The sequence below is a fragment of the Marinomonas sp. UCMA 3892 genome (assembly GCF_012726345.1).
In the GTDB taxonomy this organism is placed as follows: Bacteria; Pseudomonadota; Gammaproteobacteria; order Pseudomonadales; family Marinomonadaceae; genus Marinomonas.
The window spans coordinates 185,843-200,526 of record NZ_PTXN01000001.1; the positions used below are offsets into that span (position 1 = coordinate 185,843).

General features: G+C 43.2%; 18 protein-coding genes. 14 read left to right on the top strand and 4 right to left on the bottom strand.

All coding sequences use genetic code 11. The annotated features are described in order from the left end of the window. The first annotated feature begins 87 nt into the window (after positions 1–87). Positions 88–582 carry an AEC family transporter gene (locus B6N13_RS00950; protein ID WP_169458183.1) on the top strand — a complete coding sequence of 165 codons (495 nt, stop codon included), beginning with the start codon at positions 88–90 and terminating at the stop codon, positions 580–582. Then, the gene (locus B6N13_RS00955) at positions 576–1,019 is read left to right on the top strand and encodes an AEC family transporter (protein WP_169458184.1); all 444 of its coding nucleotides are present in this window, start codon (positions 576–578) and stop codon (positions 1,017–1,019) included. Before B6N13_RS00950 ends, B6N13_RS00955 begins: the two co-directional genes overlap by 7 nt. Positions 1,020–1,101: 82 nt before the next feature. On the opposite strand, the gene B6N13_RS00960 is transcribed toward B6N13_RS00955, so the two are convergent. Then, positions 1,102–1,941, bottom strand: coding sequence for a 2OG-Fe(II) oxygenase family protein (locus tag B6N13_RS00960; protein WP_011978369.1), 840 nt, complete (start codon positions 1,939–1,941; stop codon positions 1,102–1,104). 89 nt (positions 1,942–2,030) lie between these two features. Continuing rightward, positions 2,031–2,186: a hypothetical protein gene (locus B6N13_RS00965; protein ID WP_157035927.1), complete on the bottom strand. Its 156-nt coding sequence runs from the start codon at positions 2,184–2,186 to the stop codon at positions 2,031–2,033. Positions 2,187–2,484: 298 nt separating this feature from the next. Between B6N13_RS00965 and B6N13_RS00970 the strand changes: the two genes are divergently transcribed. The 12 genes from B6N13_RS00970 (at position 2,485) to B6N13_RS01025 (ending at position 12,946) form a co-directional block, all read left to right on the top strand. Further along, a complete protein-coding gene (locus B6N13_RS00970) occupies positions 2,485–3,057 on the top strand; it encodes a YqgE/AlgH family protein (RefSeq protein ID WP_248280183.1) in 573 nt (190 codons plus the stop codon). Next, positions 3,057–3,527 (top strand): Holliday junction resolvase RuvX, encoded by a 471-nt coding sequence (ruvX, locus tag B6N13_RS00975; RefSeq protein WP_011978371.1) that lies wholly within the window; start codon positions 3,057–3,059, stop codon positions 3,525–3,527. Before B6N13_RS00970 ends, ruvX begins: the two co-directional genes overlap by 1 nt. Before the next feature lie 57 nt (positions 3,528–3,584). Continuing rightward, positions 3,585–4,082 carry a bifunctional pyr operon transcriptional regulator/uracil phosphoribosyltransferase PyrR gene (pyrR, locus tag B6N13_RS00980; protein ID WP_169458185.1) on the top strand — a complete coding sequence of 166 codons (498 nt, stop codon included), beginning with the start codon at positions 3,585–3,587 and terminating at the stop codon, positions 4,080–4,082. Positions 4,083–4,320: 238 nt separating this feature from the next. After that, positions 4,321–5,325, top strand: a complete 1,005-nt coding sequence (locus tag B6N13_RS00985; RefSeq protein WP_011978373.1) for an aspartate carbamoyltransferase catalytic subunit — start codon at positions 4,321–4,323, stop codon at positions 5,323–5,325. A gap of 1 nt (position 5,326) precedes the next feature. Then, positions 5,327–6,604, top strand: coding sequence for a dihydroorotase (locus tag B6N13_RS00990; RefSeq protein WP_011978374.1), 1,278 nt, complete (start codon positions 5,327–5,329; stop codon positions 6,602–6,604). 117 nt (positions 6,605–6,721) lie between these two features. Continuing rightward, complete coding sequence (locus tag B6N13_RS00995; protein WP_048813882.1) at positions 6,722–7,828, top strand: diguanylate cyclase; 1,107 nt, start codon at positions 6,722–6,724, stop codon at positions 7,826–7,828. Positions 7,829–7,898: 70 nt separating this feature from the next. Then, on the top strand, positions 7,899–8,735 hold the full coding sequence (locus tag B6N13_RS01000) for a YggS family pyridoxal phosphate-dependent enzyme (protein WP_348981511.1): 837 nt from the start codon (positions 7,899–7,901) through the stop codon (positions 8,733–8,735). Positions 8,736–8,831: 96 nt separating this feature from the next. Continuing rightward, positions 8,832–9,659: a pyrroline-5-carboxylate reductase gene (proC, locus tag B6N13_RS01005; protein WP_169458186.1), complete on the top strand. Its 828-nt coding sequence runs from the start codon at positions 8,832–8,834 to the stop codon at positions 9,657–9,659. A gap of 16 nt (positions 9,660–9,675) precedes the next feature. Further along, positions 9,676–10,218: a YggT family protein gene (locus tag B6N13_RS01010; protein WP_011978378.1), complete on the top strand. Its 543-nt coding sequence runs from the start codon at positions 9,676–9,678 to the stop codon at positions 10,216–10,218. Positions 10,219–10,385: 167 nt separating this feature from the next. Further along, positions 10,386–10,871 carry a pantetheine-phosphate adenylyltransferase gene (gene coaD / locus B6N13_RS01015; RefSeq protein WP_169458187.1) on the top strand — a complete coding sequence of 162 codons (486 nt, stop codon included), beginning with the start codon at positions 10,386–10,388 and terminating at the stop codon, positions 10,869–10,871. Positions 10,872–10,938: 67 nt separating this feature from the next. Beyond that, positions 10,939–11,190: a YfhL family 4Fe-4S dicluster ferredoxin gene (locus B6N13_RS01020; protein WP_011978380.1), complete on the top strand. Its 252-nt coding sequence runs from the start codon at positions 10,939–10,941 to the stop codon at positions 11,188–11,190. Between the two features lie 19 nt (positions 11,191–11,209). After that, on the top strand, positions 11,210–12,946 hold the full coding sequence (locus B6N13_RS01025) for a potassium/proton antiporter (RefSeq protein ID WP_169458437.1): 1,737 nt from the start codon (positions 11,210–11,212) through the stop codon (positions 12,944–12,946). A gap of 68 nt (positions 12,947–13,014) precedes the next feature. Here B6N13_RS01025 and B6N13_RS01030 read toward each other — a convergent pair whose 3' ends face one another. Together B6N13_RS01030 and trmL are read right to left on the bottom strand one after the other, a co-directional pair. Then, positions 13,015–14,118 (bottom strand): potassium channel family protein, encoded by a 1,104-nt coding sequence (locus B6N13_RS01030; RefSeq protein ID WP_011978382.1) that lies wholly within the window; start codon positions 14,116–14,118, stop codon positions 13,015–13,017. 14 nt (positions 14,119–14,132) lie between these two features. After that, positions 14,133–14,606 (bottom strand): tRNA (uridine(34)/cytosine(34)/5-carboxymethylaminomethyluridine(34)-2'-O)-methyltransferase TrmL, encoded by a 474-nt coding sequence (gene trmL, locus B6N13_RS01035; protein ID WP_169458188.1) that lies wholly within the window; start codon positions 14,604–14,606, stop codon positions 14,133–14,135. Between the last annotated feature and the right edge of the window lie 78 nt (positions 14,607–14,684).

Genomic DNA, 14,684 nt, shown 5'->3' on the forward strand with positions numbered 1-14,684 from the left:
GAAAGTTGGTATAAAATGGGCTTTTATTTTATTGATTGAGCGCTCTATTAATTAAGGTGGTTCTTAGAGTGTTTTTTGAGGGAGTCTATGCTGTTAGAAACGCAAAGCGTGATTTTTCAAGTGGCTGCGCCTGTGCTGTTGATGATTGCGATGGGCGCACTTTTGCGTCGTATTCAGCTAATAAACGATGATTTCATTCTGGTTAGTTCGCGATTTGTTTTTAAAGTTTCTATGCCTGCTATGTTCTTCTTTGGCATGTTGGGAAATAGTTTAAATGGACTTATTAGTGTCAATTTAGCGGCCTATTTTATTACCTCCATTGTTCTAACTTTTCTGCTGTCGTGGTTATTAGCTGTGAAGCTCGATGTTCCTGAACGGCAGCGTGGCGTTTTTGTTCAAATTGCTTTTCGTGGTAATTGTGGGATTTTTAGTGTCGCGTTAGTGGTTAATATGTTCGGCCAGGATGGGGTTGCGCTGGGTGGCGTGATGTCAGGCTTGAGTGTTTTATTGTTTAATATTCTTGCGGAAGTCATTTTAACCCGTTACAGCCACGGTAAATTGCATTTGGTTCCCGTTTGCTAAAGAACCCGCTAATACTGGGTATTGTACTTGGTGTGGTCGCGAATTTTATTGGTTTAAAACTCCCAGCTTTTGTTGTGAAAACCGGTTCTTTAATTGGCGGATTGTCTTTGCCGTTGGCATTGATTTGTATTGGTGGCTCGCTAGTTACCAGCGGTTTCACCTTGCCTAAACACTTTCCTATGGCGATTTTAAGTAAAGTCGCATTAAGCCCTATTTTATTTACATCGTTGGGTTATGTGCTTGGTTTTAGCCAAAAAGAATTGTTGTTTTTGTTTATCTTTCTAGCTGCTCCGACGGCGGCATCAGCTTATGTTACTGCAGTGGCAAAAGGTGATGATGGGAAATCAACGGCAAATGCCATTGCCGCAACGACGTTGGTTTCTTCTGTCGTGATTGTGGTGTGTATTCCAGTGATTATTTGGGTGACAGGCAGTTAAACGTTACATGAAAGCAAAAAGCCACTGCCCATATCGATATGAGTAGCGGCTTTTTTGATTGTTAAAATGAAAAGTTTGAAGGTTAAATAACGCCCAATTCAACTAATCGTTCGTGTAAATAGGTTTTGGCCGTATGGCGTTCCGACAAGACCACTTCAGGTTTTGGATGAAGGAACAAAGGCAAAGAAATACGTGATTTGGTTTTGTCTGCGCCTTCTGGGTTAATTACGCGATGAGAAGTCGACGGAAAATAGCCGCCAGATGCTTCCTGTAGCATGTCGCCAATGTTTACTATCAAAGTACCGAAATCACAAGGCACGTCCATCCAAGAGCCATCTTTCGCTTTAACCTGTAAACCAGGCTCATTAGCGGAAGGTAGTATCGTCAATAGATTAATGTCTTCGTGTGCGCCAGCACGAATCGCTCCCAACTCTTCGTCACCTTTAAGTGGCGGGTAGTGTAAGACGCGCAGCAATGTCTGATCGCTGTCTTCTACCATGCTGGAAAGGGATTGTGAATAATGCAGAGCTACTTCAGCTGGCGAGTGCTTTTCAACCCATGCTAGTAGTTCGGATGCAAGTGTGTTTGCTTCTGTATAATATTGTTCTAAAAGCGCTTTTTTATCTTCTGGGCATTGCCCCCATGGATAATAGTGAAAGTACTCTTTAATGTCTTTTTTAGTGTGCCCTTTGGCGGTTTCTGAAACATCAGGTGGGAAAAAACCGTCTTGTGTGCCGACATTGTAGCGATAGTCGTATTTAGACTCGCTATCAAAGAAGGTTTGCCATTCTTTATAAATAGCAGACACTAAATCTTTTTGAATAGGGTGGTTTTTAAGAACGCCAAATCCTGTCTCGCGAAGGGATTTTACAAAGTCTTCGGCAGCGGTTGGGCTGGTGTAATCGATCGCTTGTAGTTGCATGATAGTTTCCTGTATTACCAATTATTTTATTGAAACACGGCTTTCGTTGAGTCGAAAAGCAGTTGGTTTGTTTGGGCAATATGGAAAGTCTAAGAAGACCAGCCGCTATGGAAAAAGTAGCGTAAATCGACGGTTTCTGCTTGGTAGTGCTGAATCCATGCAGCCAAACTCATCGCATGTAGACGATCAAACATCTCAGCATAAGCTAATTGTATTTGGACGTTTTGTGATGATAGTAAGGACATAACATGCCTCCAAAGCACGAAAAGGTGTTCTTAATCCTATATTAAGGATTAAGAGTGCTAGTTTACTGCTTGAAATGTGAGTTTTGAAGGGATTCGGTAATAATTTGTAGTTTGGGGGTAGGCAAACGCTCTGTTTGTCCTATACTGCAGGAGTCGGCTGTTTTTATTTGCCGTCTTCTTTTGATCTTCTCTACGTATATATCACGTCTTAATTGGCGAGTTTTGTCTTAAGTTCAGGTACTTCTTAGGTTTTAGTAACTAGCGCTATCCTTGCGCTGTCATCAATTAAAGAGGGCTCATGACTATGAATGCATTTTTCGATTCGTTTAAAAATCACTTTTTAATTTCTATGCCACACCTAGACGACCCACATTTTGAACATACCGTTATTTATCTTTGTGAACACACCAAAGCGGGCGCCATGGGGATTATTATCAATCGCCCCTCAAATGTTGATTTTACAGAATTGGCGGATCACCTTGGAATTCAAATTCACAGCCCACGTTTAAGCTCTGAGCCAATTTATACTGGCGGGCCTGTGGAAGCAGAGCGAGGCTTTATTTTGCACACAACGGATAAAGTCTGGAGCAATACTTTACGTGTGACTGATGAGGTCTCATTGTCGGCTTCGTTGGAGGCGTTGGAAGATATTGCTCAAGGTAATGGGCCTGATGCCTTTCGTATAACATTGGGTTGTGCTGGCTGGGATGCTGGACAGCTTGAAGCTGAAATCGCAAATAATGATTGGCTGGTATGTGAGGCGGATTTAGACGTATTATTCCATACACCAAGTGATATGCAATTTACCGCCGCGACGCGTGTATTGGGAATTGATATGACAAGACTTTCACCGGATATAGGACATGGTTAATGACAGGGTCAATCTCTACAGGAACATCGTTAGATGATAACCAGAAGCCCAATACTGTTCGCTCAGTATTGGGCTTTGACTTTGGTACCACACGTATTGGCGTTGCTATTGGTCAGAGCATTACTGGCACCGCTCAGCCGCTTGACCCATTAAAAGCCAAAGAAGGCATTCCTAATTGGGATGAAATCACGCGTATCGTTGAAGAATGGAAGCCAGATGCCTTTGTAGTTGGCTTGCCACTTGATATGGATGGTTCAGAAAATGAGATGTGTCAACGTGCACGTAAATTTGCCAAACGATTGCATGGACGTTTTAACCTTCCTTACCATATGATGGACGAACGATTGTCTTCTTATGAAGCCAAGGGGCAGGTTATTGCTCGTGGAGGCAATCGTAACTTTAAAGAAAATTCGGTAGATGGGCTGGCCGCTCAAATGATTTTAGAGACTTGGTTTGCAGAGTCTTACTAAGGAACTGCTTGTTGAACGGTGTTTTATTATGAATTTAAGAGCAAGGTTTGAAAGACAATGAAGTTAGATTTAGAGCATTCTCTGGCGTCGATGAAAACGCAATTGGCAGCGTATTGTGAAAAGAACAACATCGAGGATGCCATTGTCGTGGGGATTCATACGGGTGGTGTTTGGGTTGCTGAGCGCTTGATGGAAGCTGTGCCAACGATAGAACCTTTGGCGACGCTAGACATCACTTTTTATCGTGATGATTTTACTAAAGCTGGCTTGAACCCCAAGGTAAATCAAACTTTATTACCAGCGATTGAAGATCGCCATGTGATTTTAGTGGATGATGTATTGATGTCTGGCCGTACGATTCGAGCGGCAATGAATGAAATATTTGATTTCGGTCGACCTGCCAGTATTACCTTGGCAATCCTTTATGATTTAGGTCAGCACGAGCTACCGATAGCAGCAGATATTGTCGGTGAGCACTTAACGCTTAATCCTGATCAAAGAGTTAAGTTGGTTGGGCCGAATCCGCTAAGTGTTTCTGTTATTGATACCTATTAATATGCATAACAAAGCTTTATTTTTTGTCGAACACGTACGACAATTAACGTATGGATAAGATTGACGATACCGCGGTTAGAAGAATGAAATCTCACCAAAATAATATGGTGGGACAACCGTTTAGTGTCATTAATGCCCGGCTGCAGTTTTTCTGTACCGGGCATTTTCCTATCTGAATATCCTATTTTAAATAGAGAAAGACGATACCATCGTCTTTGCAGTTTGAGGAAAGCAAACCATGATGCGATCCGAGCCTCGGGCATTACAGTTAAATGAACACGGGCAGCTTAAGCACTTTTTAACGCTGGATGGATTGGACAAAACTATTTTGACGGAGATTCTTGATCGAGCGGATTCTTTCCTATCAATGGGGGAACAGTCGGTTAAGAAGGTACCTCTGTTACGCGGTAAAACCGTGGTGAATTTGTTTTTTGAAAATTCAACTCGAACTCGTACGACGTTCGAATTGGCCGCAAAGCGTTTGTCGGCAGATGTCATTAACCTCAACATTGAAACATCAGCGACCTCGAAAGGGGAATCCTTACTGGATACCTTAAAAAACTTGGAAGCGATGCAAAGCGATATGTTTATCGTCCGTCATTCTGACAGTGGCGCCGCTCACTTTATTGCCGAACACTGTACGCCTAACGTCGCTATTATCAATGCTGGTGATGGACGTCACGCTCACCCAACTCAAGCTATGTTAGACATGCTGACGATTCGTCGTCACAAAGGCAGCTTCGATGGCCTTAAAATCGCTATTGTTGGCGATATTCTTCATTCTCGTGTGGCACGCTCACAGCTTCAAGCACTGACAACATTAGGCGTTAGTGATGTTCGCTTAGTTGGCCCGAAAACTTTAGTGCCGAGCTTCTTTGAGGAAATGGGCGCGACCATTTGCCACGATTTAGAGGCTGGTTTGAAAGATGTTGATGTCGTTGTCATGTTGCGTTTGCAAAAAGAACGCATGAAAGGCGCTTTGCTGCCGAGTGAAAGTGAATTCTACCGCTTGTATGGTTTGACGGAAGAAACCCTTGCTTGGGCGAAGCCTGATGCCATAGTGATGCACCCTGGCCCAATTAACCGTGGTGTGGAAATATCCTCAGAAGTTGCAGATGGCAAGCATTCCGTTATTTTGAACCAAGTGACAAATGGTATCGCAGTACGAATGGCTGTCATGTCTATGGCAATGAGCGGTCAGTTGCAAAGTGATGAAACGCCAGCTGCGAAGGATGAAAAATAACATGAAATTACGTATTCAAAATGGTCGTTTAATCGACCCGAGTCAAGACATTGATGCTGTAACGGATCTGTTTGTTGATAATCAAAAAATCGTTGCGATTGGTGAAGCACCAGAAGGCTTTGAAGACGCTGAAGTGGTAGATGCATCTGGTCAATGGATATTGCCAGGCTTGGTGGATCTTGCGGTTTCTCTTCGTGAGCCAGGTCTGACGCAGAAAGGTAACATTGCCACCGAAGGTCGTGCTGCGGTGTCTGGTGGTGTAACCACTTTGGTTTGTCCTCCTGATACACGCCCGATTGTTGATACGGCTGCCGTAGCTGCGCTTATTCAAGATAAAGCCGACGATGCAGGTATGGCTAATGTATTTCCTCTAGGCGCATTGACGCAAGGCTTAGAAGGCGCTCAGCTTAGTAACATGGTTGCCTTAACCGATGCTGGCTGCATCGCCTTATCGAATCACCGTCACCCAATGGCGAGCACCAAGGTGCTGTCTCGCGCGCTTGAATATGCTGCGACACATGATTTGTTGGTGGTCTTTCATCCAGATGAGTCTAGTCTTTCCGAAGGTGGTTGTGCCCACGAAGGTTTGATGTCGACCATGCATGGTTTGGCAGGTATTCCTGAAGAAGCAGAAACCATTGCTCTGATGCGTGATTTGTTGCTGGTTGAAAAAACAGGTGTACGCGCGCATTTTGCTCGTTTGTCTTGTGCTAAGTCGGTAGAAATGATCGCCGACGCAAAAGCATCAGGGTTAGACGTTACGGCAGATGTAGCGGTTCATAACTTATTGTTGAATGATCAGGTTCTAAGTCGTTTCAATGGGCATTTTCATGTGTTGCCACCATTGCGCAGTGATGAAGATCGTTTGACCTTAATCGAAGGTATTAAAGCAGGGGTTATTTCTGCTATTTGCTCAGATCATCAGCCTCACGAAAAAATGGCGAAAATTGCGCCATTTGCGGCAACAGAGCCGGGTATGGCGAACGTCGAGATATTATTACCTTTGGCTATGCAGCTGATGGATGAAGGCGATTTAGATTTTTCGACCGTGTTGACGTGTCTAACTTCTGGCCCAGCTGCTTGCTTTGGTTTAGAAGCAGGCTCTTTGTCAGTGGGGAGTTTTGCTGACTTTATTTTGTTCGATAGTACCGCGCGTTGGACTTGGTCATATGAAGGCCGCAAGACAAAAGGGCATAATTCACCTTACTTCGGTGGTGAATTTGTCGGGCGTGTGATGTCGACTTATATTTCTGGACAACGTGTCTATCAGGCTGTTTAAGCCAATTAGTAAGGCTGATTGAGAGTTTTTCTTTCACTTGGCCTTACTATTCCTTTACTTTTTATATCAGCCAGTTAATCTAGTTTGAATTAGATATTATTATGGTTTTAGTATTTTATGCCGATCGACTCTTCAAACTCATTGCTCAAGGAACAGCAGGTCTTGCGGTCTCGTGTTGCATATCTTGAAAAAGAGCGAGATTTTGTAAAGAACTTGTACTGTGATATGCCGCAGATGCTTCAGGTAATTTCCAAGGGATCCTTGTTAAGTACCTCGCTCAATCGTTTTAAAAATAAAATGCAAAGCCAACTACCCAATGCATATTGCCTTTTTATTGTTTGTGATAAAGAGTGTTTGCAGTGGCGCTTGCAATATACAGATTCTATAAATGATCGTTTACTGAATTCCAATGGGCAATTGAGCATTGTACCTCAAGCTTTAATTACCTTTGCTGCAAGCCCGTCTTGTCCTAAACGTCACGATATTGATATTCAAAGCGCATCAGGTTGGCAGCATTGGTTGCCATTTTTAAAGGATCATGCCTTTTCTGATGTCTCTATGGTCAGCGTGTCTGATTGCCAAGGTTCGATTTATCTTATGTTGGTATTTCAGCGTGAAGAAGTTCGGCTTGAAGGTGAGCTGATGGCGCTTGCGCTAGACAGTTATGCTGCTTGGTTAAGTGCTGTATTTGAACGAGAGCAAGCGGATTATTTACTGTTAGAAGATAGCCATCGAGATCCTACGACGGGCTTACTAAGGCGCTACAGTTTTGAAAATAGTTTTGGCATTGTTTTAAAGGATTCTCGTCGCCATTTTCAACGCGCTGCATTGTTTTCTCTTCGCTTGCTGTCTTCCTCAAAAGTGAATGATGCTGATTTGAAACTACTTGCTGAGGTAATGAGCGATACAGTGCGAGATAATGACCTTATCGCGCATTATGATGAACGTGAGTTAGTTATGGGGATTCGCATTCAGCATTTGGAAGACGCTGAAATAGTTGCCGCAAAATTATTAAAATCTCTTAATTCTCCCAAGTTTTCAGACAACCGTTTAATACGTGAAGGATTATCTATTGGTATTGCTTTTTATCCTGAGCATTCATCGTTGGAATCACTTCATCAAGCGGCTTTATTCGCTGCCGACTCTCTGAAAAACATATCTGGATATCGCCTTGAATTTCATGGTGAATGTTATGGTTCTAGCGCGGACTTTTATTCTTTGTAATAACTCCTTATAAACATTCTTCTTTTTAAGTCTTCCTAGTAAGCTTTTTTCTGCCTTTTAAAAAGATGCTATGATGCGTTCCCTATGCTTTCCTGAGGTGCTATTCAGGTATTTACTATGGGGAATGCAATCACAGATTAACTCGTTACATCTTGATAATAGCGGAGCGTGGCGCGCAATGGCGATTAAAGTCGAAAGCAACGAAGCACTAGAAATTAAAACAAATTTAACGCGAGTTACTCAGCAAGTAGATCAGCTTGTGCAGCAGTATCAGCGAGAGACTGGTAGTGTGCGTTTGTTAGCAGTCAGTAAGACGAAGCCGTTATCTGCGCTTGAAGCTGCTTATGCGGCAGGTCAGAGAGCCTTTGGTGAGAACTATGTGCAAGAAGCGGTGGATAAATTTCATGCTTTAGCACACTTGGTTGATATTGAATGGCACTTTATTGGACCAATTCAGTCGAACAAATCTCGTCTTATCGCAGAAACCATGCATTGGGTGCACTCTATTGACCGTGAGAAAATTGCTCGTCGTCTTAGTGAGCAGCGCCCTAAAGATTTACCGCCGCTCAATGTTTGCATTCAAGTGAATATTAGCGGTGAAGAAAGTAAGGCTGGAGTGGCTTTGTCTGATTTAAATGACATGGTTGCTTTAATTACAGAGCTGCCTAATTTACGTCTTCGAGGTTTGATGGCGATTCCTGCTCCTCAAAAAAGTCATGAGGCACAATGTTTGGTTTATGAACCTTTGAGGCAAGCTTTTGTTGAATTATCCAAATCCGATAGCATGATAGATACCTTATCTATTGGCATGTCTGGAGATTTGCCCGCGGCGATTCAATCTGGCAGCACCATGGTTCGTGTTGGAACGGCGATTTTTGGTGAACGAGACTATTCCGCTAAAGCGTAATTCAGTTAAAGTATGAGCGATTTTGCATACCAGAGCATTTTTTGAATAAGTAGATGGATTATTGTCTGCTTAAATAACGAAAGAGTAGGATATAAAATGACACCAAGTATTGCCTTTATCGGCGTGGGAAATATGGCAAAATCGATTTTTAGTGGCATGCTGGCAAATGGCTATCCTGCTGAGAAAATTATCGGTACGTCTAGAACACCAGAAAAACGTGAGTACTATCGCGAGCAATATGGTATCTCCATGTTAGCGGATAATGATTCGGCTGTAAGTCAGGCTGATGTCGTGGTGTTGTGTGTTAAACCAGCACAAATGCAAGCCGTGGTGGAAGGTTTTTCATCTCATGTACGTGCAGGCCAATTATTTATTTCAGTGGCTGCGGGAATTGAGTTAGATTCGTTAGCTCATTGGTTAGGTAAACCAGTTGCTGTGGTTCGTAGTATGCCAAATACACCGTCACAACTTGGTGCTGGCATGACAGGATTAATTGCCAATGAGCACACAAATAGCGAGCAAAAGAACTGGGTAAGTGAACTATTTTCTAGCATTGGTAACTCTGTTTGGGTTGAAAATGAAGTTCACATGCACACGGTAACTAGTTTGTCGGGCAGTGCGCCTGCGTATTTCTTTCGTTTTATTGAAGCCATGGTTAAAAATGCTAAAGAACAAGGCTTAGACGAGGCAACAAGTCGTGAACTAGCCAGCAATGCTATGTTTGGCGCAGCACGAATGGTAATGGAACTAGACGAGCCTATTGCTCAATTGCGTAAGAATATTACTTCGCCAAAGGGAACAACAGAGCAAGCTTTGTTGTCTTTTGAGGCTGCTGATATTGATAAAATAGTCGCAGATGCAATGATGGCCTGCGTTAACCGATCAAAAGAAATGGCGGCAGACTTCGCTGCTAAGAAAGACTAATTAAGGACTATACACGATGTATTCAGATCCATTTGTTATGCTCGTAAAGGTTATCTGTAATCTTTACTTATTTATTGTATTACTACGTTTAGTGCTTCAATTGACCCGCGCGGATTTTTATAATCCAATTAGCCAAGGCATTGTGAAGGCGACAAGCCCTATCGTTTTACCTTTGCGAAAAGTCATTCCAGCCATTGGTCGGTTGGATACTGCATCTCTTGTGTTGGCGCTTGCAGTTCAGTTATTGACAGTATTCTTTATTGTGATGATTAAAGGTGTGGCGATATCACCTATCAGCTATGCTATTTATACGTTTGCTGGCACCTTGTATCATTTGTTAGATTTGTATTTTTGGGCGATGCTTATTTCGGTTATTTTAAGTTGGGTAGCGCCAGGTGCAAATCACCCGGGAGCTATGTTAGTAGGGCAAATTACTGCTCCTTTATATCGTGCTTGCCAGCGAGTTATTCCAACTTTAGGTGGGCTAGATTTATCACCAATTTTTATATTCCTTGCGATTTCTTTTTTGAAACAAGTACTAGCACCTTATAGTATTTAATATAATAAACACACTTAACCTTCGGCGAGAGTATTCTCGTCGTGACTCGGTGAATTGAGAACAGAGGCGTATTCCTATATGATGCGACCCCTAAACGGGAACCAGAGCGGACCAAAAGTCGTCGCTGCCCGACTCCTTCTCCCTTATTAATTTGTTGGATGAAAGCTATGAGTACGATTGCGGTTTATCCGGGGACATTTGACCCTATTACTAACGGCCATACGGATTTGGTTGAACGCGCATCAAAGCTATTTGAAAAAGTTATCGTAGCTGTCGCTGCGAGCCCTAAAAAGCGCCCAGCACTGTCCCATGAGTTGCGTATATCATTGGCAAAAGAAGTATTGGGTCATTTGACGAATGTTGAAGTGGTCGGCTTTGATAACTTGCTAACCGAATTTACTCGCTCCGTCAGTGGCAAAGTGGTAATTCGTGGCTTGCGTGCTGTTTCTGATTTTGAGTACGAGTTCCAATTAGCCAATATGAACCGTGCGATTGCGCCAGATGTAGAAAGTATCTTTTTGACACCTTCTGAGAAGCATTCTTATATTTCATCAACATTAGTACGTGAGATTGCGTCTTTAAATGGTGATTTTGGACAGTTTGTTAACCCTGAAGTGAAGCGTGTTCTGCAAGAACATTATCAAACGCTTTAGTTTCTGTTTTTTTACGTCCTGCTACATGATGGCGTTATAGATTATGTAGCGGTTTTAGGAGAGAAGAATGTCTCTTATTATTACCGATGAATGCATCAATTGTGATGTGTGTGAACCTGAGTGCCCGAACGAGGCTATTTCTCAGGGTGATGAGATTTATATTATTGATCCATCAAAATGTACTGAATGTGTAGGGCATTTTGACGAACCTCAATGTCAGCAAGTGTGCCCTGTAGATTGTATTCCTTTGGATCCCAATCGTAAGGAAACAGAAGAGCAGTTAATGGAAAAGTACTTAACGCTTACAGGTCAATTATAACGAATAGGTTGTTATCGCTATCGACACAAATAGTTTTATATTTTTAGCTGGAATACTGCTACTAGTCAGTATTCTAGCAAGTTCTTTTACCGTTCGTGTCGGCTTACCTTTATTGCTGGTTTTTCTCGGGATGGGAATGCTTGCTGGTGAAGAGGGATTAGGCCGTCTGGATTTCGACAATCCAAGTCTTGCCTTTTTTGTTGGTAATCTGGCTTTAGCCGTCATTCTTTTGGATGGTGGTATGCAGACTAAAACCAGCACTTTCCGAGTGGCTCTCTGGCCGTCTTTATCACTTGCTACTTTAGGTGTTGTGATTACAACTGCATCTGTTGGTGCTTTTGCAGCTTGGTTGTTAGACGTTAAGCTTATTTACGGTCTGTTGCTTGGTGCTATTGTTGGTTCGACGGATGCCGCCGCGGTCTTTAGCTTATTGCGTAATAGTGGCGTTAAGTTGAATGAGCGAGTTGGTGGTACATTGGAAATAGAGTCTGGTGCCAACGACCCAATGGCTATTTTATTAGTCGTCATGCTTACTGGGCTATTGCAAAGTACTGATCAGTTAAGTGTTTTGGCTTTCTTAGGGCAAATGATTCAACAGTTTGCCATAGGTGGCGTGTTAGGTTTACTCGGCGGCAAGCTATTGTTAATGATTTTGCGTCGTGTTCCTTTGATCGAAGGCTTGTATGCACTTCTTATTATCTCATTTGGTTTAGCTGTATTCTCTGGCGTCAATATGATTGGCGGCAGTGGTTTTCTTGCTGTTTATTTGGTTGGTTTGAGCGTTGGTAACGGACGAATTAAACAACAAGAAGCTATTTCTCAAGTAATGGATGGCTTGGCTTGGTTAGCTCAAGCTGGCATGTTCTTGTTATTGGGATTGTTGGTTACACCGTCTAGCCTTTTGACTCATGGTTGGCAAGCTGTTGCAATTGCTTCATTTCTAATTTTCGTCGCTCGACCTGTGGCAGTGATGATCTGTTTATTGCCATTTGATTTCCGTTGGCCCGAGCGTCTTTATATTAGTTGGGTTGGTTTGCGCGGTGCCGTGCCGATTGTATTGGCACTTTATCCTGTCATCGCTGGTCTTTCCAATTCGGAGTTGTTGTTCGAAATCACCTTTACTGTAGTACTGATTTCCTTGTTGCTACAGGGGTCGACCGTTCCACAAGTGGCGCGATGGTTAAAGATTGTTGTTCCTCCAGCACCTGCGCCAACGACGAGTTTCTCTTTGATCAACGATGCAGATTCGAATCATTCCCTAGAGTTATATGAGTTTTTGGTTCAGGCGGAAGGTGTTCGAATTCCAGCTTCTATCGTGCAAAATGTGCCGAGTGCGACTGTGTCTACGCCTCAGCTGGTATCGCTTGTTCGCGATCAAAAGCCAATAGTGGTAAATGCAGATACTGAACTTAAATCAGGCGATAGAATTTGGATGTTATTGCATCCTGGCGACGTGAATGATGTTGCACAGATCTTTTCTCATAAAGCATCTGCGTCATTTTTATTGCAGAACTTCTTTGGTGAGTTTGCTATTCGTGGTGATGCCTCTTTGATTGATCTAGCGAAAGTGTACGGTGTGCCTGTTGATGGTATTGATGAAGCCGACACTGCCGCTGAATTGTTGCAGCGTCAGCTTGGTAAACATCTAGTTGTCGGTGACCGAGTACGTTTTGGTAATATTCGCCTTACCATTAGGCAGATGGATGGCAACCAGGTAGAAATTATTGGGCTTAAATTGCAAGATAAGCAAGTCTGAGACCTTTGCACGACTACTGTGCTTGTTACATCGTGAAAAGGTCTCTTGAACACCCATTTCTAAGTTTTCTATTCGTTAAAAAACAGACCAATTTCAGCTAATGACGGAATCTCTTGGTCGTCGTTGATGAGGACAATCAGTCCTTGTGCATCGATGAGTGAATAGGTTTGCGGATGGGTGATAATATCCCCGTCTTTATTGACATACCCGAGTGCCGTGCCAACATCCTTTTGGATTAAGGTCGTGACGATTTTTGCCCACGTCACGCCGGTTATCTCCACATCAAGACGAATCGTATGATCTCCTTGGTGACGGAACAAATCTTCCAGCACTTGCTCTGTTCCCGGAGCAATCAATGACCGCACTAGCATTTCAGGATAGGCTCTCACAGGGCGTATGACCGCGTTTGCGCCAGCGGCCTTGAATCGTGGTCGATTAGAGTCATTAATCGCCTCAGCCATCACGAAGGCCGATGTATTTAACGCTTGAACGCGATGCAAGGCATCAAAGGTTAAACTGTCTGAGTGGCTGTCCTGAGCATCCTGGCAAAGTACAATAATGTATTTCGCCTTGTGAGTCCCTGCTGACTCCAACATACCATCTGCTAGAGCATCGCCAGTATGATGAACCACGCCTTGTGATCTTAGATCAAGTGGTAGTCCTTCAGGAAATGCTTTCGTTAGAATTTGGATTGGAACGTCGATTAGTTCTGGTGTCTGGCTGATTTGACTAATCAGCAAGCCTAAATAACGCTCTGCATCGTACTTTGGTGTATTGATGATAAGTATATGGTTTTGCATGTCGTCCCATCTCATACGGCCTTTGATACGCATTTCTTTGCGCGTTAGCCTGATTTCAACATAGTCACTGGCGATTTGTGCGAGTAAGGTGATTCCCATGCCATAAATTAAGACAATGGTCGAAAACTGCCCCCAAAAAGTCGCCGCAGAAATATCACCGTAACCTGTGGTGCTGGCTGATGTCATAGTCAGCCAGAAGGCTTGCCACCAATTTAAGTCTTCAAAAAACACCATCGCCAAACTGTGCAGCGCGATCACACCGGCTAACAATATAAGGCGTTTTTTCAAATCCCCCGATTCATGCAGATGCACTTTTTTTCGAAATTGACGACGGCTATTTTTTTTCTTCAAGAGCAGTGAAAGAGAATTCATCGTACCTCGGTTGGTTATTTGCTATCAGCAGGCATGGCATAACCCAGCTGACGCCAAGATTCGTATACCATCACAGCAACGGTATTGGATAGGTTCAAGCTGCGAGAATTCGCTTGCATCGGCAAACGTAAGCGCTGAGCGGGTGGCAAGGCCTCGATAAACTCTGCAGGCAATCCGCGAGTCTCAGGCCCAAACACCAACACATCATTTTCAGCAAAGCTTGCTTCACTGTGCGTATGGCTGCCCTTTGTTGTCAACGCGTAGATAGTGCCAATCTCGTTTTGATCAACAAATGCCTGAAAGTCTGGATAGCGTTTTAGCCGCGTGAACTCATGATAATCTAACCCGGCTCGACGCAATTTCTTATCTTCAAGCTCAAAGCCAAGCGGCTCGATAAGGTGAAGATGATAGCCAGTGTTAGCGCATAATCGAATAACATTGCCTGTATTAGGCGGAATCTCTGGTTGGTAAAGTACGATGTGAAGCATTGGTTTATCTCCTTGATATAGGAAGATAATACCAGACGAGCAGAAGAAACTAAGTTTTTAATTTTTTTTCAAAAAAAC